A 22,622-nucleotide genomic window follows, 5' to 3' on the forward strand; every position below is an offset into this window, starting at 1 on the left:
CGGCATCGCCTATGCTTCACGCTGGCGCTGCCCGGCAGCGATGAGGACGCGACCCTGGAAATCCTGGTGCTCTATTACAGCCGCGGCGGCTCGGTGGCGAAGCTCGCGCGGCAGATCGCGCGCGGTATCGGCGAAGTCGAAGGCGTCAGCGCACGCCTGCGTACCGTCCCGCCGGTGGCGGCGGTGACCCAGGCGGCGGCCCCGCCCGTACCCGAGGAAGGCGCCCCCTACGTGGAGCCGCGCGACCTGGTGGAATGCGCGGGCCTCGCGCTCGGCAGCCCCACCCGTTTCGGCAACATGGCCGCACCGCTGAAGTACTGGATGGATGGCCTGGGCAGTGAATGGGCCAGTGGCACGCTGGTCGGCAAGCCGGCAGCGGTGTTCACCTCCACCTCCACCCAGCACGGCGGACAGGAAAGCACGTTGCTTTCGATGATGCTGCCATTGCTGCACCACGGCTGCCTGATCACGGGCATTCCTTTTACCGAGCCGGTGCTCAGCACCACGCGCGGTGGTGGCACGCCGTATGGCGCCAGCCACGTGGCCGGCGTGGAGGACGACCCGCGCACCACCGACGACGAGGCCGTGCTGGCACGCGCCTTGGGCCGGCGGCTGGCGCAAATCGCGGCGAGGCTCAACCAATGAACGAGCTGACCCCGTTGCGGGCGCGCGCACGCGTCGTACTGCTGATGTCCCTCGTCGCGCTGGCCGCCTTGTATGTCGCCTGGTTCAGTCACGACGCCAATCCGTGGGCCGAGTGGCTGGTGTTCGCCCTGCCGCCGGCGCTGCTGGCACTGGGCGTCTGGCGCCGCCGGCGCACAGCCGGATTCTGGGCGGCGGTGCTGGCACTGTTCTGGTTCAGCCACGGGGTGATGGTCGCCTGGAGCCGCCCACCCGAGCGTGGCTTCGCGCTGGCGGTGCTGGCCTTGGCGGTGGTGGTGGTTTTTGCGGCCAGCCTGCCGGGATTGCAGTCGCGGTTTGCCGGCAAGCGCAAGGGCTGACTCGCCTAGGCTTTCGGAATGGATGCCCCCGCGTTGGGGCGCGCGACGCCAGGTCAAGGCCGGGGCGCCCTCGGGACGATGCCCCAAGGGGACTATAATTACGCCCCCGAACCTGAAAGACCCTGCGCGATGGACCAGCTCTGCATCGTCACCACCGGCGGCACGATCGACAAGATCTACTTCGACGACAAGTCGGATTACCAGGTCGGCGAGCCGCAGATCGGCCACATCCTCGACGAGTTGGGCGTGGCGTTCCGCTACAACGTGATCCCGATCATCCGCAAGGACTCGTTGCACATCACCGATGAGGACCGCGAATTGGTCCGCGCCGCCATCGCCGCGCAGGAGGCCCGTCACGTGCTGGTGACGCACGGCACCGACAGCATGGTCGCCACGGCCAAGGTCCTGTCCAGCATCAAGGACAAGACCATCGTGCTGACCGGCGCACTCAACCCGGCCCGCTTCCGTGGTTCGGATGCGGAGTTCAACATCGGCACCGCGGTGGGCGCGGTGCAGTCGCTGCCGCCGGGTGTCTACATCGCCATGAACGGACGCATCTGGGACCCGGCGAAGGTGCGCAAGAACGTCGAGGCCAACCGGTTCGAATCGGCGGATTGAGCACCTGCTGGCGGTTGCGGCAAGGCAAACGCCGGATGCGTGCTGGCGAGACCTGAGACTGCGGACATCCTCGTCGCGTTTGCGCCGACGGCCTGCCATCCGCTCGCTCGGAAAGAAAAGCCCCGGGGATGACCCGGGGCTTTTTGCTTACTTCGATCCTTCGACCGCGATCAGAAGTTGATGCTCCAGCTGTTGATGTAGCCGGTGTCGCCGGCCGCATTGTCGTTGACGCGCAGCTTCCAGGTGCCGTTGAGGACTTCGCTGGTCAGGTTGAACGTCACGGTCTTGATGACGTTGTCCGTGCTGCTACCGGTGCGGTTGTGAATGTTGTACAGGGTGCCGTCCGGAGCCACCAGGTCCACCTTCAGGTCGCCCTGGTAGGTGTGGCGGACATCGACCGACACCGAGGCATCGGACGGGCCATTGCCGCTGCGGCCGGACACCGTGATCGGGCTGTCCACGGTGGTGTTGTCGGCGATGGCGTAGTCGGCGGTGTTGCTGTAGGTCTGGCGGCTGCCGCCACCACCGGTGGCGTAGTCACCCAGCAGGCTCACACCCGAGAACGTCGAGTACGCCTTGATGTTGACGTAGTACTTGCCGGCCGACGGCGCGGCAAAGGTGCAGGTCTCGGCGTTGCCGGTCTTGTACGGACGGCAGTCGTACACGGTGTCGGTCGGCTCGGCACCGAACTTGACGTACATGTCTGCGTCACCGGTGCCGCCAGACAGGGTGAAGGTCAGGTTGGTCGCGCCGGCCGGCACGTCCATCGTGTACTTCACGTACGCGCCGGTCGAGGCCGATAGACCGGTCGCCGCAACGCCCTTCGTCAGGGTGTTGCCGGTGGGCGGCGGCGTGGTGCCATTGACGGCGTCAACCACGGCCTTGGCGTTGAGGATGCCCGGGCCGATCGGCTGCGACGGGGTGGACGGGAACGCGGTGACGTTGCCCTTGATCAGCGCCTCGACTTCCGCCGGGGTCTTCGGCGTGGTCGCCACCGACTGCAACAGCGCCACGACACCGGCCACGTGCGGGGTCGCCATCGAGGTGCCGTTGTACGAGGCGTACGACTCGGTCGACGGCGTCGTGGTACCGGAGTTCAGCGTCGACATGATGCTGGAACCCGGCGCGGCGATGTCGATCAGCGAACCGTAGTTGGAGAAGCTCGAACGCGCGCCGGTGCTCGTGATCGAAGCCACCGCGATGACGTTGTTGCAGTTGGCCGGCGAGGCGTTGGACACGTTGACGTTGTCGTTGCCTGCGGCAATGACCAGCGTGGTGCCACGGCTGACCGCGCTGTTGATCGCGTTCTGGGTGGTGGTGCCGCACGCGCCCGAGCCGCCGAGGCTCAGGTTGATGACTTCGGCCGGGTTGGCGTTGGCCGGCACGCCGCTCACGGTGCCGCCCGAGGCCCAGATGATGGCGTCGGCGATGTCGGAGTCGTAGCCACCGCAGGTGCCCAGCACGCGGGCCGGGACGATCTTGGCGCCGTAGGCGGTACCGGCAACACCCTTGGCGTTGTTGGTGATGGCGGCGATGGTGCCGGCCACGTGGGTACCGTGCCAGCTGGAGTTCTGCGCCGAGTGGGTGCCACCGCACTGGTTGGCGGTCACCCAGTCGCCCGGGTCGCTCGGGTCGCTGTCACGGCCGTTGCCATCGTTGGACACCGCGGTGTCGCCGATGAAGTCATAACCCGGCAGGACGTTGGCGTTGAGGTCGCTGTGGTTGGTGATGCCGGTGTCGAGCACCGCGACGACCGCACCGGTACCGCTGGTCACGTCCCAAGCCTGCGGGGCCTTGATGCCGTAGGTGCCGTTGAAGCCCCACTGCTGGGAGTAGTTGGTGTCATTGGGCACGAAGATCGGCTTGTTGATCTTGTCGACCTCGACGTATTCGACATTCGGGTCGGCGGCGATCTGGCGCATCAGCGATTCGGCCTCCGCGCGGTCCAGCTTGCGGCTGGCGCGCACGACCTCGGCACCGGTGGCGATGCGACGCACGTGGCTCAGGCCCAGGCCCTTGCCCGCGCCGGCTGCGGCGGCCTGCAGCGAGCGCTGCATGCCCGAGGCGCTGGTGCTGCCGTCGCGGTACTTCACGATAAAGCGATCATTCGGCTGGCCGGCCTGCAGGCCGCTCAGGTCCATGCGGCCGGCGGCGTGCGTCGGCGCCAGAATGGACGTGGACAGAACGAGCGCCGTGGCTGCAGCAAGCACATGCACGCGGACAGGACGCGAAACTGACTTGGTCATTGCGATAAACCCCGAAATGGTTTGGATACACCGCGCATCCCGCGCGGTGGCGGTAGTGGCGTCGCGGCCACCGGACGACATCGAGGCACTGGGCCTCGGGTCAATCCTGTGAACGGACGGGAGCGGCCAACTCCCCCCCGGGGTTGACCGCATTGGGACGCTACACACGTTTAAGGGCCGGCTCACGCTGCGCCCGCAGCAATTTTCACGGCGGACTCCACAGTTGGCAGGCATGCGCGGAACCCCCGCGTGCTGCCCAACGCATGCCCCCGATGGCAAGCCCCCGGCCGAAGCCGGGGACCCAAGGACCGTCCTGACCCGGCAGGACTCGAGCGACCGGGAAGGTGAGGGTCATCCGGATCCGCGCGCACGGAAAGCCACACAGCAAAAATCGTTGGCTCCGGCGGTTCAGCCTCGCCGAGAAACCGGCCACCAATGCGGGCAGCAGATGGCCCTTAGAGCATGCCGGTTTCGAGCCGGGCGATCTCCGACATCATGTTGCGATTCCACGGCGGATCAAACACCAGTTCGACGTCCGCCTCGGCCACGGTCGGGATCATTTCCACCTTGTCGCGCACGTCGGCGACCAGGATGTCGCCCATGCCACAGGCCGGCGCGGTCAGCGTCATGCGGATGGCGATGTCGCGCTGGCCATCCTCGCGCGACTTCACCGACGCCTCGTACACCAGCCCGAGGTCGACGATGTTGATCGGGATTTCCGGGTCGAAACACGTGCGCAGTTGGCTCCACACCATCTGCTCGACGGCCTCGTCGTCGGCACCCTCCGGCAGTTCCAGCGGCGGCACCGGCTCCTTGCCGATGGCATCGGCGTCGCCGCCGGCCACGCGGAACAGGTTGCCTTCCACGAAGACGGTGTAACTGCCACCCAGGGCCTGGGTGATGTAGCCGACGCTGCCGGCCGGCAGGGTGACCTTGTCACCCTGCGGGACCATCACGACGTCGCAATCGCGCTCGAATCGGACGGGCTCGCTGCTGCGGGAATACATGGAGGAATGGGGGCTGAATTCGAATGGGACCATTCTAGTCCAAATTGACCCCTCCCGGGTCCCCGCTATGCTGTGCGGCCTGCTCGACCATTCGTCCCCATGCCCCCGTCCTCCCAACGCATTCCCTGGCTGTCACCCCTGCTGCTGGCCCTGGCCGTACTCGGGTTTGCCGCGATCTGGAGCCTGGTGGCGCTCTACACCAACCGGCAGGTGAGCTGGCTGGCGGTGATCGGTGCGCTGGACGTGGCGTGGATGTTGCGCCTGAGCGGCTGGCCCGCACGCCCCAGCCGGGTGCTGGCCGCGGTGGGTGGCACGGCGGCGATGGCCGTGATCGCCAACTGGGCGATCATCGCCGGGCAACTTGGCGGGATGATGGGCCTCAAGCCGTGGGAGTCGATTACCCGGCTGGGCAGCGATCACGCCCTGACGCTGGCGCGACTGGCCAACGGACCACTCGATGTGGCATGGATCGCGGCAGCGCTGGTCGCCGCATTTTGGGTGGCGCGCTGACCCACGGCGAGCGCGGGGCGGCCCCCTTGACCTTTGCGCGTCTTTCGCGCGCCGCTAACGCCACATCTCGTCGAGGCAGGCCGCAAACCGCTCCACCGCCGCGTCGATTTCCGCCACCGAGAGTCCGCAGTAGCCCAGCAGCAACCCGGCCCGATCAGGGGGCGCCAGGTAATACGGCGCGATCGAGTACAGCCCCAGGCCCAGGCTGCGCGCGCGCGCGATGAACGCCTCGCCTTCCTCGCGCGAGCGCTCCCTGAGCCACACCACCAGATGCATGCCGGCGTGCGAATCGTTGATCTGCAACCGGCCCGCACTACAGCGCAGCAAGCCGCCAAGGAGCGCGGTCCGGCGTTCCTTGAGCGTCTTCCAGGTGCGCCGGAGGTGCCGCTCGAAACCACCTTCGGCCATGAACCGCGCCAGCGCCGCCTGTTCGATGCCGGGCGAGCCGAAATCGTCCTGCCACTTGGCGTTCACGAAATCGCCACGCAACCCGGCCGGCACCACCACGTAGCCCAGCCGCAGCGAAGGAAACATCACCTTGGAAAAGGTGCCGACGTAGATCACGCGACCGTGTTCGTCCAGCGAGCGCAGTGCCGCCAACGGCTGCGCGTCGTAACGGAACTCGCCGTCGTAGTCGTCCTCCAGGATCCAGCCACCGTGGCGCTGGGCGTAGTCGAGCAGCTCCAGCCGACGCGGCAACGACATGACCACGCCACTGGGAAACTGATGCGATGGCGTGACGCAGACCAGCTTGGCGCCCTCGCTTGGCAAAGCGTCGCAGCGCAGGCCCTGCCCGTCCACGGCGATCGATTGCAGCCGGGCACCGTGGATCTGCAACACTTCGCGGATCGCGGCGTAATGCGGTTCCTCAAGCACCGCGGTGTCGCCCGGGTCCAGCAGTACACGCGCGGTCAGCGCTACAGCCTGCTGGGTGCCGTCGACGATCACCACATCCTCAGGGCGCGCCTGCACGCCACGGCGCCGGGCGAGGTAGTCGCACACGGCCTCCCGCAGGGCCGGCAACCCCTGGCTCATCGGGTAGCTGGGCGCGGTGTACGCCGCCGCGTGTGCCAGTTCTCGGGCCCACGCGCTGGTCAAGGCTGGATTGGTGACCGGCATGCCGTACTGGAAGGAGTAGCGTACGCCGTCGATCCGCCGGCCCGGCATCCGCGCGTGGTCGTGGTACTGCCGGCCACGGCGGGCGAACTCGGACTGTGGCGCCAACATCGCCGGCAGCGCGCGCACCGGGCGAAGGGTCTGCAACGGCGGGGTCACGTAGCTGCCCGAACCCACCCGGCCGTCGACGAAGCCCTCCGCGTGCAGTTGTTCGTAGGCGGCCAGCACCGTGTTGCGGGAGACACCCAGTTCGTGTGCCAGTTGGCGGGTGGCCGGCAGGCGCGCCCCCTGGTGGAGGCGGCCGGCAAACACTGCCGCCTTCAGCGCCCGGGTCAACTGGGCGTGCAATGGGCCACGACCGTCGAGTTGGAGGTGCATGCCGGCTCCAGAGGCGGATGGCCCATCCATCGGATTGGCCCTATTCGAACCGGATCAATTGGATCTTGCCAGTGCCAATTCCGAAGCCTTTGATGGTGCCACTCCCGCAAGCCCCTCCTCCGCCGACGGAGTTCCCGATGAATGCGATGCGCAGCACGACCCTTGCCTTCCGACCCTCGCTGCACATGCCGCTGTGGTGCTGGCTTGCCGCCTGCGGCGTGCTGCTCGGCGGCCTCGATTTGGCCTTTGCCGCGGGGTTCTGGTGGCTGCGCTCCGGCGTCGACCCCATCCGCATCCCGCAATCGATTGCGGCGTGGATGCTCGGCCGCGACGCCGCCCTCTCCGGCGGCCCTGCCACGGCACTGCTGGGGCTGGCCCTGTACGCCCACCTGACCACTGCCGTGGTGGCCGCCTACTACCGGCTGGCCGAGCGCCATGTCCGCCTGCGCGAACGTCCGGTGCGGATGGGCGCACTGTTCGGCGTGACGGTTTACGTGGTGTTGTTCGAAGTCATTGTGCCGCTGGCATCCGCCGCCGCGTCGCGGTCGCATCCGATCGAATGGACACTGGCCTGCATTGCCGCCTACCCCTTGCTGGTCGGCATCCCAGCCGCGCTACTCACGCGGCATCGGCTCGGCGAATCCCCCCGGGCGTCTTGAGGTGCACTCACCTGTCTGAGGCTTTCCGGCAGGGCATGGCTCCGCACCTGTTCGCGGATTGGCTCCGCCGGACATGGCTGGATTGGTTCTCCACGTTTCCCGAACGGGTCGCTAGTTTCTGGCCCATCACCCCTTCGCGAATCGCCCGCCACGGCGACACGCTCACCGGAAGGGGCGCCGGAAATCTGCATTGGAGATCCATGCCTCGCGCGCACGCCAGGGGGCATTGCCTGGTACCAGGTCGCGCACTGGTGCCATCCAGCCAAGGAGAACGCCATGAAAGCCGTTACCTGCCTGATCACCGTCCTCGCCGCCGCAGTTGGACCGGTACAGGCCAGCGAATGCAAGAAGATCCATGCCGACCTCGTGGAAGTGAGTGCAACCGAAGGCTGCAATGCCGGCCTGGCCTCGTGCTTCCTCGGCGAAGTGGACGGAAACCACGGCCTGCGCGGCACGACGCATTTCGCCGCCGACAGCGCGCGCCTCGGGCCGGCAACCTCGCCTTCCTTCATTTCCTACAGCGGCCCATTCGAATACCGCACCGCCTACGGCAACCTGGCGATGCGCGAGACCGGCGTGACCACCAGTGGCGCCACGGGGGTGGTGACTGCCTACCAGGAAATCGTCGGGGCGACGGGGCAATACGAGGGAGCCAGCGGGCACTTCTTCGTCAGTGGCAAGAAGGGCGGGGGCATGATCACGACCTTCATCGTAGGCGAGATCTGTTACCCCTGATCCGGGCACGAACGGCCCGGATCACGGCGGCGGCGGGCTTCAGTGCCCGCCACCGTCCAGCGCCTTCAGTTCGCTGACCAGCGCGGCCACCATGCTGGCCGCATCGCCATAGAGCATGCGCGTGTTGTCGGCATAGAACAGCGCATTCTCGATGCCGGCAAAACCCGTGCCCTTGCCGCGCTTGATCACGATGGTGTTCTTCGACGCCACCACGTCCAGGATCGGCATGCCGAAGATCGGACTGGCGGGGTCGGTCTTGGCGACCGGGTTGACCACGTCGTTCGCGCCGATCACCAGCGACACGTCGGTGGTCGGGAACTCGGGGTTAATGTCGTCCATGTCGGCAATCAGGTCGTAAGGCACGCCGGCCTCGGCCAGCAGTACGTTCATGTGGCCCGGCATGCGGCCCGCCACCGGGTGGATGGCGAACTTCACCTTCACCCCGCGCTCCATCAGCTTCTGCGTGAGTTCCCACACCTTGTGCTGCGCCTGCGCCACGGCCAGGCCGTAACCGGGCACGATCACCACGCGCTCGGCGTAGGCCATCATCGCGGCGACATCACCGGCCTCGATCGGCTTCATCGAGCCGCCGATCTCCTGCATGGACGCGCCGCCGCCACCGAAGTTGGAGAACAGCACGTTCTTGATGCTGCGGTTCATCGCCTTGGCCATCAGCCGGGTCAGCAGCATGCCGGCCGCGCCGACCATGGTGCCGGCGATGATCAACGCCTCGTTGCCCAGCACGTAGCCTTCAAACGCCACGGCCAAGCCGGTGAAGGCGTTGTAGAGCGAAATGACCACGGGCATGTCCGCGCCACCGATCGGCAGCGTCATCAGCACGCCCAACGCCAGCGCCAGCGCGAAGAAGGCGATGATCCACGGCATCGCCAGCGTCTGCAGCGCCATCACGCCGCACAGCACCGCAGCCAACGCCACCAGCGCGTTGAACCATTGCTGCCCGCGGAACGTGTAGCGCTTGTCCATGCGCCCGTCGAGCTTGGCCCATGCGATCACGGAACCGGTCAGCGACACCGCGCCGATCAAGGCACCGGTGACCGCCAACGACAGCGTGAACGTGGACGGCGGTGGCTCGCCCGCCGAGAAGCGAACCAGTTCCACAGCGCCAATCGCCGCCGCCGAACCGCCGCCCATGCCATTGAACAGCGCCACCATCTGCGGCATGTCGGTGATGGCCACCTTCTTGCCCCACGCCCAGTTCAACGCCACGCCGATGACAATGGCCACGATCATCAGCCCGACGTTGTGCAGGCCCGGCAGGAAGAAGGTGGCCACGGTGGCGATCAGCATGCCCACGCCGGCCCACTGGATGCCGCTGCGCGCCGTCTTGGGGCTGGCCATGCGCTGCAAGCCCAGCAGGAACAGCGTGGCCGCAACGAAATAACTCAGCTTCACCAGGGTCAGCGCACTCATGCTTGGCTCCTATCCGAAGTCGTCGTGGGCTGCTTGTCCAGCCGATGGTGTTCGCGCATCTCGATCGCGGTCTTGAGCAGCCCCACAAAGCCCAGGCCGAGCGCGACCAGGCCCAGGGACAGTTGGTTGACCACGGTGGTATCGGCCATGTAGGCGCCCACCAGGCCGATCACCATCGCGCCAAGCGTGTAGGTACTCAGCAGGATCAGCATCCAGCGGCCCTTGCCCGGATCCTGCCAGACCCGGCGCGATATCTCGTTCTGGGTCTTTGTCGGGTCCTGCAGCGAGGCCAGGCCAACACCAATGCCCGCGTACAGCAGGACGTAGTTGAGGTCGTCGAAGACCGGCGACCAACCGGTGGACTTGACGAGCGACGACGACCAGCCCGATTTGGCCGCATAGGCGGTCGCCACCAGAAGCGCCGGGTACTGCAGGTAGTTCAGCCGCTGGAATACGCCGCGGGCCGAATTGCCTGGGCGCGCCATCATGGCGGACGTGCCGCCGCTCACTTGCCACCTTCGGACGGCTTGCTGCTCTTGAACATGTCGAGCATGCGCTCGGTGACCACGTAACCACCCGCGGCGTTGCCGGCACCCAGCAGTACCGCCAGGAACCCGATTACCTTCTCCAGCGTGGTGTCGGCATGGCCCAGCACCACCATTGCGCCGATCAGCACGATGCCGTGGATGAAGTTGGAACCCGACATCAGTGGGGTATGCAGGATCACCGGCACCCGCGAAATGATGACGTGGCCGGCGATCGCGGCCAGCATGAAGATGTACAGCGCGACGAATCCATCACCCATCGGTCCAGCTCCCCTTCCGGCCTGTCTCGGCGTCCCTGAATCGGATCATAACCGTCCCGGAAGGCGCTTTCGCGTCGTCTCCGGGTCCTGTCAACCCGGGACACGCCCGGGCGTTATCGCTTGCATCCACGGCACTGTGCCACCCGGCGAGGGTTGCCGCTGGAACCGTCTGCCGCGTCCGCCCCGATGGACCCATGCCCTATGCTGCTGCGCGTGACCCGTGAAGCCGAAAACGCCACTGCACCCGACGCCGCCGGCAGCGCCGCGTCGACCGGCGCGGCAGAACCGCCGCAGAGCCTGGACGCTTTCCTGGCCGGGGTCGGTCCGCGCGCGTTCCGCTTCGCCGAGTTGGGCCTGCGCGACCGTGAGGATGCACTGGATGCGGTGCAGGACGCGATGACCAAGCTGTTGGGTTACGCCGACCGACCAGCGACGGAATGGACACCGCTGTTCTGGAGCATCCTGCGCCGTCGCGTGGTGGACCTGCAGCGCCGCCGCGCCTTCCGCCTGCGCTGGCTGCTGCCGGGGCAATCCAACGACGACGATGCGATGCCCGACTGGACCGACACTGGCCCCGACCCCGCGCGCACCCACGATGGCAGGGAAGCCTACGCGCGCTTCGCCGAGGCCATGGCGTCGCTGCCCCGGCGACAGCGCGAGGCATTCCACCTGCGCATATTGGAAGAGCTGGACGTGGCGACCACTGCGCAAGCAATGGGTTGCAGCGAAGGCTCGGTCAAGACCCATCTTTCCCGCGCGCGCGAGGCGCTGCAGCGACACCTGGAGGACTGGCGATGAATGCCGACCGCACCCAACCCATGAACGACCCCAACCGCCCGGTGGCGCGTGGCACCGCAGACGCGGCTTTCGACGACCGCTTTGACGCCATCGCACGTGCGCGCCACGTCGATTCGCTGGAGCGCCTGTCCGCCCGGACGCAGGCGCGACTCGCGCAGGCACGACGACCCACGGCACGACCGGGCTTGAGGCTGCGGCCTGCATGGGCCCTGCCAACGGTGCTGGCCGCCATGGCGGTGCTGGCCATTGCGGTCCAGTTGCGTCCCGAGCCGGCCACCGTGCCCGCCGCGACATCAGCCGACACCGCGCTGGTGGCCGCCGGAACCACCTCCACCGATCCCGCCGCCGTGCTGGACGAGAACCCCGACCTTTACCTGTGGCTGGCGTCCACCGACGACGTCATGCCGACCTCGCCGGAGTACTGAGATGCAACGTCGCCTTCCCGCCCTCCTGCTGGCGTTGGCCTGCCTCGCGGCCACGCTTTCCCCGGCGCTGGCCACCGACCAGGCCGCCGCGCCGCCATTGCCCAGTTGGGACAAGCTGACGCCCGCGCAGCGCGAGACCCTCATCGCCCCCGTGCGCGAGCGCTGGAACGCCGAGCCCGAGAGCCGCCAGCGCATGCTCAACCACGCCACGCGCTGGCAGGCAATGACGCCCGAGCAGCGCAAACGTGCGCGCCACGGCATGCACCGTTGGCAGGAGATGCGTCCGGAGCAGCGCGAGGAGATGCGGGCGTTGTACGCCAAGATGCGCGCACTGGACCCGGAAGGCCGCCAGGCACTGAAGGCGAAGTGGCGGCAGATGACGCCGGAGCAGCGCGCCGAATGGGTCAAGGACAACCCGGCGCCCGCGCACGAGCCGATACCGCCGCATCACCCCTGATTGCGGGAGGCGGCGTCAGCCGACTGCCCGCTCCGGCCAGACGGTGCGGGCCAGCAACTCGTCGTCCCAGTCGAACTGGAGCTGGCCGTCCTTGAGCAGCAGGCTGGCGAAGTTGAAGACGTTGCGCGCATACATCTCACTGGCGTGCACCGCGCCACTGCTGGCGAGGTTGAGCGGACCGGCCACGACCACGCCCCCGCTCTCGATGGTTTCACCCGGCTGGGTCAGCTCGCAGTTGCCGCCGGTTTCCGCGGCCAGGTCGACGATCACACTGCCCGGCTTCATGCCCGCGACCATCGCCGCGCTGATGATCTTCGGCGCCGGCCGTCCGGGCACCGCGGCGGTGCACACCACCACATCCACGCCCTTGAGGTGTTCGCCCAGCCGTCGCTGCTGCTCGGCGCGCTCTTCTTCGGTGAGCTGGCGGGCATAACCGCCCTCGCCCGCCGCGCTGACGCCAAGGTCGAGGAACTTGCCGCCGAGCGATTCGATCTGTTCGCGTGTCTCCGGACGCACGTCGAAGCCTTCGACCTGCGCACCCAGCCGCTTGGCCGTGGCGACGGCCTGCAAGCCCGCCACGCCCGCGCCCACGATCAGCACCTTGGAGGGGCGGATCGTGCCAGCGGCGGTGGTCAGCATCGGGAAGAACCGCGGCGCGAGCTGCGCTGCGATCAACACGGCCTTGTAACCGGCCATGCCCGCCTGCGAACTGAGTACGTCCATGGCCTGGGCACGCGTGGTGCGCGGCAGGCGCTCCAGCGGGAAGGCCTGCAGCTTGCGTGTGGTAATGGCCGCGCCGCGCTCAGCATCGGCTTGCGGCGCCAGCAGGCCGACGACGGCCGCGCCCTCGCGCAACGCCGTCAATGCAGCGGCGGAAGGAGCCTGCACGCAAAGCACCACGTCGGCGTCGTTGAGGGCCGCCGCGGCGTCGGCCACCACCTGCCCGCCCGCTTGGCGATAGGCCTCGTCCGTCATGCCTGCACCGACACCAGCCCCTGCTTCAATGCGGACCTCGGCCCCGGCCGCGACCAGCTTCTTGCATGTTTCCGGAGTCAACGCAACGCGGCGTTCGCCGGGCGCCCGCTCCCGCGCCACACCCACCCTCACTCCCTGGCCCGCTGCAGACATGCCATCGCTCCGGATCTATGTCGCCGCATCCTAACCAAACGCGGCGTGGAGGGTGAACTGTTGCAGACGATAATGTCAGGCCGTCGCGCGACGCAGGCGTTCGCCCACCTGCGCCAGCGCCTCGCTGAAGGCACGCGGCGCGGCGGCGGCGGCGAGGCGACCTTGTGCCACCAGGGCCGCCAGCTCATCCACCGATGCGACGAGCACGCGGGAACCGCGCTCATTGACCAACATGCGACGCGAGGTCAGCGGGCTGATCCAGCCCACCTTGGCCTTGATGGTCTTGCCCTCGGCATCCGTGAGATGCAGCCATTCGCCCACCGTCAGGGCGCGAAGCGACTGGACCACGGCAGGGTCCTGCGGCGGCAGGGTATCGGTGCCACCAGCCAGCCACAGCTTGCGATCCTCGCCGTCATCCTCGGCGTCAGCCCGTGGCGGTAGCGGATGCACGGCGCGCGCGGCGTCCGGCCACGCAAGCCCACGCACCAGCGCCACCAAGCCATGCTGCGCCGCCGTATCGTCCTGGCCAGAACTGCCCAGGCAATCACCGATCGCCCGCTCCAGCGCGACCAGGCGCGTGGCCAACGCACGGCCTTCGGCACGCGCAGCCAGCCCGTCGGCTTCCACCAGCGCGTCGCCCAGCGCCACCGCCTCGGCAAAACGGGCGCTGTCCACGCCGTCGCGCAGCAGCACCTGCAACAGATGGTGGCGCCACGAGGTGCCGAGGAAACTGGCGGTGGCCTCGCACAACGGTTGCGCGGACAGTCGGCGGCCCACCACCGCGTCGGCGTGTTCGCGCGCGTGCTGCAGGCGCTCACGCCCGTGCACGGCCTGCGCGGCGCGCTCTTCCTGCAGGAACACGCGCTGCCGCTGCTGCAGCAGCAACGCGTCAAGTTCAGCGAAGGCCTGCTCGAACACCGCCATGTTCTCGCGGTACTCGATGGCTACGCGCTGGGCCACCAGGGCCGCGCGCTCGAACAGCTCGCGCTCGAACTGGGTTTCAGCGTTGTTGCCGGCACACGCTTCGGTGATCGCATCCAACAGCTTGCGTGCCGGGTGCTCGGGCTGGTCGAACAGCGCCCGGTCACCGAGGGCGACCTTCACATAAGGCAGCACCAGCCGGGCGTAGAGGCGACGGCAGCGCTCGTGCAGCTCCTGGCTGGCGAACAGCGATTCGAACACCATCGCCACCAGGTCGATCGCGTCCTCGCTGTCGCGGCCGATGGTGGTGTGGTCGGGGCTCAGGCCAAGGCGACGAGCGCCTTCGCCCAGGCGCTCGCGAATCGCCGCGCGCAGTTCACCGCTGCCGGCCAACGCTCGTGCGAACGCGTCTGTGGGCTCGGACTGCAACAAGGACGCGACGCTTACCACCTCCTCCACTCGCAGGTCGCGGCGACCCTGCAGGGTGCGTTGTGGGGCGTGGGGAGCGGAAAAAAGCTCGGGCCGGATGGCACCTTCGCGCCACGCGTGCAGCAGGCCACGCAACTCCTCCAGGGTGACGCTGGGTGCTGCGCCCAGCCCGGACGCGCCGGCATTGGCACCCGAGGCCGCTTCCGACGCCGCGCTGACGCGTTCAGCCGATTCGCGCTCGATGCCATAGCCGGCCTGCGCCAGGAGGTGGCTTGTCTGCCCGTACAAATCGTCCAGCACGCGGGCCAGGGCACTTTCGTAGAAGCCGAACAAATGGCCCCGCAGTTGCGCGGGAATGCGAACGCCGTCAAACGCCTCCACGAAGGCCGTGGCCAGCCGTCCCGGCCCAACCGGGTTGACCATGTTCTGGAGACCCAGCGTGCCAGCCAGCGTGTGCAGGCGCGCCTCGACCATCTCCAGGGATTTCTGGTAGCGCTGCGTCAGCGCCTCGCCCACGCGCTCACCGGCGATGTGCAGGTCCAGCTGCGACTCGTCCAACAGCCCCATCGTCAGGTAATTGCGCCCCGGCGCACGCAGCGTGCGGAACTCGTCGAAGCCCCTGGCCAGTTGCTGGCGGTAGCGCATTACCTGCGCCGCCTGCTGGTGCCGCAGGCTCCACAGCGCCGCCTGGTCCTCGTACTGGAAGGCGTCGCGGTCGACATGGGTGGCCGACAGCGCCAGCGCGTCCTCGATCGGGCCGTACAATGTCCCGGGCAGCCCGCCCAGGCGCTCAAGCGTCAGGCGCTTGATTTCCTCAAGTACGCGAAACGGATCCGTTCTGGTGGCGCATGCCGCGCCGAGCGGATGGTTGGACACGTTGGCTCCCCGGCAAAAACTGACGCCCTGCGTCACATTACCCCAGATCGACGCTGGATAGTGGCAGGCTACGTCAGTTTGCACCCTATCACCCAGAATTCCGTGACCCATGCCCGATTCCACCATTGACGCCCGCCTCGCCTGCCTGGACCGCCGCCGCTCCACCCCGGCGCGCCATCTGGCCGAACCCGCGCCCGACCACGCGACGCTATTGCGGATGCTGGCCTCGGCCGTGCGGGTGCCCGACCACGGCAAGCGAGTGCCATTCCGCTTCGTCACCCTGCGCGGGGACGCGCGCCATGCCCTGGGCGAACGCCTGGTGGCACGCAGCCGCGAACGCGACCCCGCAGTCGCCGATGCCGTGGTCGAAAAGGACCGGCAGCGGTTCTCCCTGGCGCCGCTGGTGGTCACCGTGGTGGCCCGCCTGGGTCACGACGAGAAGATTCCCGAGCAGGAGCGCCTGCTGTCGGCGGGCAGCGTGTGTTTCGCGCTGCTGCAGGCGGCGCGGGTGCTGGACTTCGGCGCGGTGTGGCTGACGGGCTGGCCGGCCTACGACCCGCTGGTGCACGACTGGCTGGGATTGGGCGCCGACGAGTGCGTGGTCGGCTTCATCCACATTGGCACGCCAACCCTGGAGGCGCCCGAACGCGAGCGCCCCGACCCTGCCGAACTGCTGACCGAATGGACGCCGGCATGACCGTGACGCCGCGTGCGCGCCCGGCACTGTACCTGGTGGATGCCAGCCTCTACGTATTCCGCGCGTGGCACTCCATGCCCAACGAGTTCCACGACGACGAGGGCTGGCCGACCAACGCGGTGCACGGCTTTGCCCGCTTCCTGCTGGAACTGGTGGAGCGCGAGCGCCCGCAGCACATCGCGATCGCCTTCGACGAAGCCCTGGATTCGTGCTTCCGCAACGCGCTGTATCCCGCCTACAAGGCCAATCGCGAGCCTGCGCCGGAGGAGCTCAAGCGCCAGTTCGCCCACTGCAAGGCGTTGTGCGAGGCACTAGGGCTGAGCGTGCTGGCCCATCGCGAATACGAGGCCGACGACCTGATCGGCAGTGCGCTCGCGACCATGCGCGCCCACGGCTATCGCGGGGTCATCGTGTCCGCGGACAAGGATCTGTCGCAGTTGCTGGTCGGCGATGACCAGCAGTGGGACTTCGCGCGAGGGCAGCGCTGGGGCATGGATGGCGTGCCGGAGCGGCACGGCGTGCAGGCATGCCAGATCGCGGACTACTTGGCGCTGTGCGGCGACGCGGTGGACAACATTCCGGGCGTGCCGGGCATCGGCGCCAAAACGGCAGCCGCGTTGCTGGCGCACTTCGGCACCTTGGACGCGCTGCTGGAACGGGTGGAGGAACTCCCGTTCCTGCGCCTGCGCGGCGCCGCCAGCACGGCCGCCAAGTTGCGCGCCCACCGCGAGCAGGCCCTGCTGTGCCGCCAGCTGACGACCATCGCGCTGGACGCGCCGCTCACCGGCCACGAGGCACACTTCACCCGTGATCGTGCCGACGCGGCCCGGTTGTCGGCGCTGTGCGAAACGCTGCGGTTCGGCCCGATGACCCGGCGCCGGCTCCACCAGGCGGCGGGCGTGGACTTCGCAACGTCATCGCCCGCGCCGTAGCATCGGAAGGCAACGGATCGCTCGACCGACGCGGCCTGCGATCCTGCCGCTGGGCGCCGCGCACCCACTGACCAGCTTTCAAGCAACGGGATGGACATGCACTCCGACGAAAACGCCACAGCGAACAGAGAGACTCACGCCACAGGCGTTCACGGCGAAGCGCCCGCCGCCGGGCAGCCCGCACGAGCGGACGATGCCCCCGAAACCGTTTACGAGGGCAAGTGGCTGCGCATGCTGCGCCGCGGTCGGTGGGAGTACGCCGAACGCACGCACGGCAATGGCATGGCGGTGATCATCATCGCGGTGACACCGGAGGAGCGGATCATCTTCGTCGAGCAGTTCCGCATTCCGCTGCAGGCACGCACCATAGAGATGCCGGCCGGCCTCGTCGGCGACCAGGCCGGCGAAGACACGCTGGAAGACGCCGCACGCCGGGAACTGGAAGAGGAAACCGGCTGGTATCCCGACCAGGTGCAGGTGCTGCTGGTGGGTCCGACCTCTTCAGGCATGAGCAACGAGCGCATTGCCTACGTGCGCGCCACTGGACTGCGCAAGGTCGGCGAAGGTGGTGGCGTGGACGGCGAGGACATCATCGTCCACGAGGTGCCGGTTGCCGAGGCGCCGGCATGGCTGATGCAGAAGCAGCGCGAGGGGTACGAATTGGACCTCAAGCTGTGGGGCGGGCTGTGGATGGTGGATCGCAATCCGGACGGGTCTGCGGTTTGAGCCTTGCGGGCGCGGCAGCAAGGACGCCACAAGTCGCGGCCCGTTACCCGCTTGGTTGTGACGCCCTTGCTGCCGCACTCCAACGCTTGACGAGGGTTTGGAGCTGAAAGCAACAGCGTGTGGCTCCACCCCTGCTTGTACCAGGCGGCATCGGGGCCGCCCGAAACAAAACGGATAACGGGCCGCGACTTTCGGCGGCCCCGACACGACACCCGCCTGCCAGCCGTCAAGCGAAGCGATCGGTCGCAGTCACCAGCGCGTCGATGTTCTCCACCTCGAACGCCGAATGGCCCGAGGCCGGCGTGATCACCAGTTGGCCCTTCGGCCACACCTTGTGCAGATCCCACGCATTGGCGACCGGGCACACCACGTCGTAGCGACCGTGCACGATCACACCCGGGATGTGCGCGATCCTGTGCGCGTCACGCAACAGCTGGTCGTCGACCTCGAAGAAGCCGCTGTTGACGAAGTAGTGGTTCTCGATCCGGGCAAAGGCCAGCGCGAACTGCGGATCCTCGTGGCTGTTGGCGAAGTCCTGGTCCACGTGCAGGAAGCTGGTCGCGCCTTCCCACACGCTCCACGCCTTGGCGGCGGCCAGGCGCACGGCTTCGTTGTCGCTGGTCAGGCGGCGGTGGAAGGCGCTGATCAGGTCATGTCGTTCGACCACCGGGATCGCGGCGAGATAGTGCTCCCACGCGTCGGGGAACAGGCGCGAGGCGCCCTCCTGGTAGAACCACTCCAGCTCCCAGCGGCGCAGCATGAAGATTCCGCGCAGCACCAGTCCAGTGACGCGTTGCGGGTGGGTCTGCGCGTAGGCCAGTGCGAGGGTCGAGCCCCACGAACCGCCGAACACCTGCCAGGTGTCGATACCGAGCGCTTCACGCAACTTCTCGATGTCCGCCACCAGATGCCAGGTGGTGTTGTCGACCAGATCGGCGTGCGGAGTGGAGCGGCCACTGCCGCGCTGGTCGAACAGGATGATCCGGTACTTGGCCGGGTCGTGGAAGCGACGCATCTTGTCGCTGCAGCCGCCGCCCGGGCCACCATGCAGCATCACCACCGGCTTGCCCTGCGGGTTGCCGCACTGCTCGTAGTACAGCGTGTGGCGATCGTCGACCTTGAGCTGGCCGACGTCGTAGGGCTGGATTTCGGGGTAGAGGGTGCGCATGGAGGGCCTCGGTAGCATCAACTGGGGCAGTGTAGCCGCCGCTACTCGACATGTGCGCGCACGTCAGGTCGGACTCCGCCCCACCGTCACCCGGTCGCGTCCTTCCAGGTCGAGCTCGGTCGCCACTTCAACGAACCCGGCCGATGTCAGCAACGCCCGCACCGCTGCACCCTGGTCCCAGCCATGCTCCAGCAGGAGCCAGCCGCCGGGTTCCAGATGCGCGGGCGCGTGGGCAACGATCACCCGGATCGCATCGAGTCCGTCCGGCCCGGAAGCCAGCGCCGACGGCGGCTCGAAGCGAAGGTCGCCCTCGTCCAGATGCGGGTCGCCCGAAGCGATGTAGGGCGGGTTGCTGGCGATCAGCGCAAAGTGGTCCTCCTGCAGGGGCGTGAGCCAGTCGCCCAGGCGGAACTCGATGTTGCGCAGCTGCAGCCTGGCTGCGTTGCCGCGAGCTACCTCCAATGCCCCCGCGCTGGCGTCGGTGGCCACCACCATCGCCTTCGGCCGCTCGACGGCCAACGCAAGTGCGATGGCTCCACTACCGGTGCCCAGGTCGGCGACCCGCAGGGTCCGGTCATCGGGCAGGCGCTCCAGCGCCAACTCCACCAGCCGTTCCGTCTCCGAACGGGGAATCAGCGTCGCCGGCCCGACCTCCAGATCGAACCGCCAGAAGCCACGCTGCCCGATGAGGTAAGCCACCGGTTCGCCCTGCGCACGCCGTTGCACCAGCGCCTCGAACCGCTGGGCGGCATCGACGTCCACCTCGTCCTCGCCGTGGGTGAACAGCCAGGCGCGCGGACGCGCCAGCACGTGGGCCAGCAACAGGTCGGCCTCGCCTGGTTCCAGCCGGGGGCGGGCGGCACGCAGCAGTTCGTCGAGTCGGGGCACGGTCAAGGGCCGGAAACAAGGACGGGCGATGGTACGGGAGGCCGGTTAGGGCCGACCACCTGCCTCTTCATGCGAGAGACCAATGGCTCGAACCTGATCGATAGATAATATCTATTAATTCAATGCCAACAATCGATTTGTTATATCTATCGCCGCTACCTATGATTGCCTCCGTAGCGGACAACCGCTCCCACTCCACCACCCCACCAGAGGATTCCAGCCCGATGTCGCTGATCAACACCGAAGTGCAGCCGTTCAAGGCCACCGCGTTCCACAACGGCGAGTTCGTCGAAGTCACCGAAGCCAGCCTGAAGGGCCAGTGGTCGGTCCTGATCTTCATGCCGGCCGCCTTCACCTTCAACTGCCCGACCGAGGTCGAGGACGCGGCCCAGCACTACGCCGAGTTCCAGAAGGCCGGCGCCGAGGTGTACATCGTCACCACTGACACCCATTTCTCGCACAAGGTGTGGCACGAGACCTCGCCCGCCGTCGGCAAGGCCCAGTTCCCGCTGGTCGGCGACCCGACCCACCAGCTGACCCGCGCCTTCGGCGTGCACATCGATGCGGAAGGCCTGGCCCTGCGCGGCACCTTCGTCATCAACCCGGAAGGCGTGATCAAGACGCTGGAAGTGCATGACAACGCCATCGCCCGTGACGTCAAGGAAACCCTGCGCAAGCTGAAGGCCGCGCAGTTCGTGGCCGCCAACCCGGGCCAGGTCTGCCCGGCCAAGTGGCAGGAAGGCGAGAAGACGCTGAAGCCGTCGCTCGACCTGGTCGGCAAGATCTAAATCGCAACAGGGTCCGGGAGGCGCACCAGCGCCTCCCGTGGCCAACGGTCGGCGGGGCAGTATCTGTCGCTTTCCCACCTGTCCCGCTCGCGGCCACTTGCAGCAGCGGCCTGGGCACCTCCCCGAAGACGTGACGCCGGTGCTTGCCGCTGGCCACGTGCCGCCCAGGCCGCTTCTGCAAGCTCCCGCCTCCTTATTTCCCGGAAACGCGACGCCCCGCGCCATCGCGAAGGCTTGTCTGCGCACGCCCTTCTTCTCCGCGAGGACTCCCCATGCTTGATGCCGACCTGAAAACCCAGCTCAAGGCCTACCTCGAGCACCTCACCCAGCCGATCGAACTGGTGGCCGCGCTCGACGATGGCGACAAGTCACGCGAACTTGACGGGCTGTTGCGCGAGATCACCGCGCTGTCGGACAAGATCAGCCTGCGCCGCGACGACAACGACGCGCGCAAGCCGTCGTTCGCGATCAACCGCGTGGGCAGCGACATTGGCGTGCGCTTCGCCGGCATTCCGATGGGCCACGAGTTCACGTCGCTGGTGCTGGCGCTGCTGCACGTGGGCGGGCACCCGTCCAAGACGGCGCAGGAGGTGATCGAACAGGTGCGCGGGCTGGACGGCGATTACACCTTCGAAACCTATTTTTCGCTGTCATGCCAGAACTGCCCGGACGTGGTGCAGGCGTTGAACCTGATGAGCGTGCTCAACCCGCGCATCCGCCACGTCAGCATCGACGGCGCGCTGTTCCAGGCCGAAGTCGAGGCGCGCGAGGTGATGGCCGTACCGACCGTATTCCTCAACGGCGAGGTGTTCGGCGCCGGGCGCATGGGCCTGGAGGAGATCGTCGCCAAGCTGGATACCGGCGCCAGCGCGCGCGAGGCCGCCAAGCTGGCAGCGAAGGCTCCCTACGACGTGCTGGTGGTCGGCGGCGGCCCGGCCGGTGCAGCCGCGGCGATCTATGCCGCGCGCAAGGGCATCCGCACCGGCGTGGTGGCCGAGCGCTTCGGCGGCCAGGTGCTGGACACCATGGCCATCGAGAACTTCATCTCGGTCGAGCACACCGAAGGACCCAAGCTGGCCGCAGCGCTGGAGCAGCACGTGCGTCATTACGACGTGGACGTGATGAACCTCCAGCGCGCCGACGCGCTGGTGCCGGCCAGTACGCCCGAAGGCCTGGTCGAAGTGAAGCTGGCCAACGGCGCTTCGCTGAAGTCGAAGTCGGTGATCCTGTCCACCGGCGCGCGCTGGCGGCAGATGAACGTGCCCGGCGAGGAGCAGTACCGCAACAAGGGCGTGGCCTACTGCCCGCACTGCGACGGCCCGCTGTTCAAGGGCAAGCGCGTGGCGGTGGTCGGCGGCGGCAACTCCGGCGCGGAAGCGGCCATCGACCTGGCCGGCATCGTCAGCCACGTCACGTTGCTGGAATTCGACGGCAAGCTGCGCGCCGACGAGGTACTGCAGCGCAAGCTGCGCAGCCTGCCCAACGTCACCGTGCACGTGAACGCGCAGACCACCGAAGTGACCGGCGACGGCAACAAGGTCACCGGGCTGGTCTACAAGGACCGCGTGGGCGGCGATTCGCATCGGGTCGAACTGGAAGGCATCTTCGTGCAGATCGGCCTGCTGCCCAACACCGAATGGCTCAAGGGCACCGTGGCGCTCACGCCGCGCGGCGAGATCGTCATCGACGACCGCGGCCAGACCTCGGTGCCTGGCGTGTTCGCCGCGGGCGACGCGACCACCGTGCCGTACAAGCAGATCGTGATCGCGATGGGTGCGGGCTCGACCGCCGCGCTGGGGGCGTTCGACCACCTGATCCGGACGTCGGCGCCAGCGGACGAGCCAGTGACGGCCTGACCGCAGGGCGGCCGGCACACGCGCCCC

24 protein-coding genes and 1 pseudogene are annotated in these 22,622 nt (G+C 67.8%); 14 read left to right on the forward strand and 11 right to left on the reverse strand.

Annotated elements, in window-relative coordinates:
- Nucleotides 1-21: 21 nt before the first annotated feature.
- The 3 genes from wrbA (at nt 22) to N800_RS10780 (ending at nt 1,619) form a co-directional block, all read left to right on the forward strand.
- Nucleotides 22-645, forward strand: a complete 624-nt coding sequence (wrbA, locus tag N800_RS10770; protein WP_198032526.1) for an NAD(P)H:quinone oxidoreductase — start codon at nt 22-24, stop codon at nt 643-645.
- Entirely contained in the window at nt 642-1,001 is a 360-nt protein-coding gene (locus N800_RS10775) for a DUF2069 domain-containing protein (protein ID WP_198032524.1), read from the forward strand. Before wrbA ends, N800_RS10775 begins: the two co-directional genes overlap by 4 nt.
- 129 nt (nt 1,002-1,130) lie before the next feature.
- The gene (locus tag N800_RS10780) at nt 1,131-1,619 is read left to right on the forward strand and encodes an asparaginase domain-containing protein (RefSeq protein ID WP_036138239.1); all 489 of its coding nucleotides are present in this window, start codon (nt 1,131-1,133) and stop codon (nt 1,617-1,619) included.
- 170 nt (nt 1,620-1,789) lie between these two features.
- Here N800_RS10780 and N800_RS16325 read toward each other — a convergent pair whose 3' ends face one another.
- The 3 genes and pseudogenes from N800_RS16325 to sufT all read right to left on the reverse strand — a co-directional run bounded on the left by N800_RS16325 (nt 1,790) and on the right by sufT (nt 4,872).
- On the reverse strand, nt 1,790-2,173 hold the full coding sequence (locus tag N800_RS16325; protein ID WP_232227613.1) for a proprotein convertase P-domain-containing protein: 384 nt from the start codon (nt 2,171-2,173) through the stop codon (nt 1,790-1,792).
- A pseudogene (locus N800_RS10785) lies at nt 2,153-3,865 on the reverse strand (S8 family peptidase); the annotation flags it as partial. The gene N800_RS16325 and the pseudogene N800_RS10785, both read right to left, overlap by 21 nt.
- 455 nt (nt 3,866-4,320) lie before the next feature.
- Nucleotides 4,321-4,872 carry a putative Fe-S cluster assembly protein SufT gene (sufT, locus tag N800_RS10790; protein WP_036138241.1) on the reverse strand — a complete coding sequence of 184 codons (552 nt, stop codon included), beginning with the start codon at nt 4,870-4,872 and terminating at the stop codon, nt 4,321-4,323.
- A gap of 99 nt (nt 4,873-4,971) precedes the next feature.
- On the opposite strand from sufT, the gene N800_RS10795 reads away from it, so the two are divergent.
- The gene (locus tag N800_RS10795; RefSeq protein ID WP_036138244.1) at nt 4,972-5,382 is read left to right on the forward strand and encodes a hypothetical protein; all 411 of its coding nucleotides are present in this window, start codon (nt 4,972-4,974) and stop codon (nt 5,380-5,382) included.
- A 54-nt stretch (nt 5,383-5,436) separates the two neighbouring features.
- Here N800_RS10795 and pdxR read toward each other — a convergent pair whose 3' ends face one another.
- Nucleotides 5,437-6,876, reverse strand: a complete 1,440-nt coding sequence (gene pdxR / locus N800_RS10800; protein ID WP_036138247.1) for a MocR-like pyridoxine biosynthesis transcription factor PdxR — start codon at nt 6,874-6,876, stop codon at nt 5,437-5,439.
- Nucleotides 6,877-7,013: 137 nt separating this feature from the next.
- On the opposite strand from pdxR, the gene N800_RS10805 reads away from it, so the two are divergent.
- Nucleotides 7,014-7,535 carry a hypothetical protein gene (locus N800_RS10805; protein ID WP_036138250.1) on the forward strand — a complete coding sequence of 174 codons (522 nt, stop codon included), beginning with the start codon at nt 7,014-7,016 and terminating at the stop codon, nt 7,533-7,535.
- A 276-nt stretch (nt 7,536-7,811) separates the two neighbouring features.
- Nucleotides 7,812-8,270 (forward strand): hypothetical protein, encoded by a 459-nt coding sequence (locus N800_RS10810; protein WP_036138252.1) that lies wholly within the window; start codon nt 7,812-7,814, stop codon nt 8,268-8,270.
- Nucleotides 8,271-8,309: 39 nt separating this feature from the next.
- Here the strand turns inward: N800_RS10810 and N800_RS10815 are convergent, their stop codons facing one another.
- Genes N800_RS10815 through N800_RS10825 form a run of 3 tightly spaced genes read right to left on the reverse strand, consistent with a single transcriptional unit; the run spans nt 8,310 to nt 10,506 of the window.
- A complete protein-coding gene (locus N800_RS10815; RefSeq protein ID WP_036138255.1) occupies nt 8,310-9,701 on the reverse strand; it encodes an NAD(P)(+) transhydrogenase (Re/Si-specific) subunit beta in 1,392 nt (463 codons plus the stop codon).
- Nucleotides 9,698-10,189, reverse strand: coding sequence for a hypothetical protein (locus N800_RS10820; RefSeq protein ID WP_156962967.1), 492 nt, complete (start codon nt 10,187-10,189; stop codon nt 9,698-9,700). Before N800_RS10820 ends, N800_RS10815 begins: the two co-directional genes overlap by 4 nt.
- A gap of 17 nt (nt 10,190-10,206) precedes the next feature.
- The gene (locus tag N800_RS10825; protein ID WP_036138258.1) at nt 10,207-10,506 is read right to left on the reverse strand and encodes an NAD(P) transhydrogenase subunit alpha part 2; all 300 of its coding nucleotides are present in this window, start codon (nt 10,504-10,506) and stop codon (nt 10,207-10,209) included.
- A gap of 201 nt (nt 10,507-10,707) precedes the next feature.
- Here N800_RS10825 and N800_RS10830 point away from each other — a divergent pair, with 201 nt between their 5' ends.
- From N800_RS10830 to N800_RS10840, 3 genes are read left to right on the forward strand one after another with little or no spacing between them, the layout of a single operon-like run.
- Nucleotides 10,708-11,304, forward strand: a complete 597-nt coding sequence (locus tag N800_RS10830) for an RNA polymerase sigma factor (protein ID WP_052108165.1) — start codon at nt 10,708-10,710, stop codon at nt 11,302-11,304.
- Nucleotides 11,301-11,729 (forward strand): hypothetical protein, encoded by a 429-nt coding sequence (locus N800_RS10835; RefSeq protein WP_156962968.1) that lies wholly within the window; start codon nt 11,301-11,303, stop codon nt 11,727-11,729. Before N800_RS10830 ends, N800_RS10835 begins: the two co-directional genes overlap by 4 nt.
- A gap of 1 nt (nt 11,730) precedes the next feature.
- Nucleotides 11,731-12,186, forward strand: coding sequence for a DUF3106 domain-containing protein (locus tag N800_RS10840; RefSeq protein WP_036138260.1), 456 nt, complete (start codon nt 11,731-11,733; stop codon nt 12,184-12,186).
- Between the two features lie 15 nt (nt 12,187-12,201).
- Here the strand turns inward: N800_RS10840 and N800_RS10845 are convergent, their stop codons facing one another.
- Together N800_RS10845 and N800_RS10850 are read right to left on the reverse strand one after the other, a co-directional pair.
- A complete protein-coding gene (locus N800_RS10845) occupies nt 12,202-13,314 on the reverse strand; it encodes an NAD(P) transhydrogenase subunit alpha (RefSeq protein WP_036138262.1) in 1,113 nt (370 codons plus the stop codon).
- A gap of 75 nt (nt 13,315-13,389) precedes the next feature.
- Nucleotides 13,390-15,540, reverse strand: a complete 2,151-nt coding sequence (locus N800_RS10850) for a DUF1631 family protein (protein ID WP_036138265.1) — start codon at nt 15,538-15,540, stop codon at nt 13,390-13,392.
- Nucleotides 15,541-15,649: 109 nt separating this feature from the next.
- Between N800_RS10850 and N800_RS10855 the strand changes: the two genes are divergently transcribed.
- The 3 genes from N800_RS10855 to N800_RS10865 all read left to right on the forward strand — a co-directional run bounded on the left by N800_RS10855 (nt 15,650) and on the right by N800_RS10865 (nt 17,895).
- Nucleotides 15,650-16,237: a nitroreductase family protein gene (locus N800_RS10855; RefSeq protein WP_036138268.1), complete on the forward strand. Its 588-nt coding sequence runs from the start codon at nt 15,650-15,652 to the stop codon at nt 16,235-16,237.
- Nucleotides 16,222-17,169, forward strand: coding sequence for a 5'-3' exonuclease (locus N800_RS10860; protein ID WP_052108167.1), 948 nt, complete (start codon nt 16,222-16,224; stop codon nt 17,167-17,169). The genes N800_RS10855 and N800_RS10860 overlap by 16 nt, the downstream gene beginning before the upstream one ends.
- Before the next feature lie 231 nt (nt 17,170-17,400).
- Complete coding sequence (locus tag N800_RS10865; protein WP_052108173.1) at nt 17,401-17,895, forward strand: NUDIX hydrolase; 495 nt, start codon at nt 17,401-17,403, stop codon at nt 17,893-17,895.
- 226 nt (nt 17,896-18,121) lie between these two features.
- On the opposite strand, the gene pip is transcribed toward N800_RS10865, so the two are convergent.
- Together pip and prmC are read right to left on the reverse strand one after the other, a co-directional pair.
- Nucleotides 18,122-19,063: a prolyl aminopeptidase gene (pip, locus tag N800_RS10870; RefSeq protein ID WP_036138271.1), complete on the reverse strand. Its 942-nt coding sequence runs from the start codon at nt 19,061-19,063 to the stop codon at nt 18,122-18,124.
- Between the two features lie 63 nt (nt 19,064-19,126).
- Nucleotides 19,127-19,957, reverse strand: a complete 831-nt coding sequence (prmC, locus tag N800_RS10875; protein WP_036138272.1) for a peptide chain release factor N(5)-glutamine methyltransferase — start codon at nt 19,955-19,957, stop codon at nt 19,127-19,129.
- A 218-nt stretch (nt 19,958-20,175) separates the two neighbouring features.
- On the opposite strand from prmC, the gene ahpC reads away from it, so the two are divergent.
- Together ahpC and ahpF are read left to right on the forward strand one after the other, a co-directional pair.
- Complete coding sequence (ahpC, locus tag N800_RS10880; protein WP_036138274.1) at nt 20,176-20,739, forward strand: alkyl hydroperoxide reductase subunit C; 564 nt, start codon at nt 20,176-20,178, stop codon at nt 20,737-20,739.
- A gap of 272 nt (nt 20,740-21,011) precedes the next feature.
- Entirely contained in the window at nt 21,012-22,595 is a 1,584-nt protein-coding gene (gene ahpF, locus N800_RS10885) for an alkyl hydroperoxide reductase subunit F (RefSeq protein WP_036138277.1), read from the forward strand.
- Nucleotides 22,596-22,622: the final 27 nt, after the last annotated feature.

The organism is Lysobacter daejeonensis GH1-9, from assembly GCF_000768355.1.
In the GTDB taxonomy this organism is placed as follows: Bacteria; Pseudomonadota; Gammaproteobacteria; order Xanthomonadales; family Xanthomonadaceae; genus Aerolutibacter; species Aerolutibacter daejeonensis.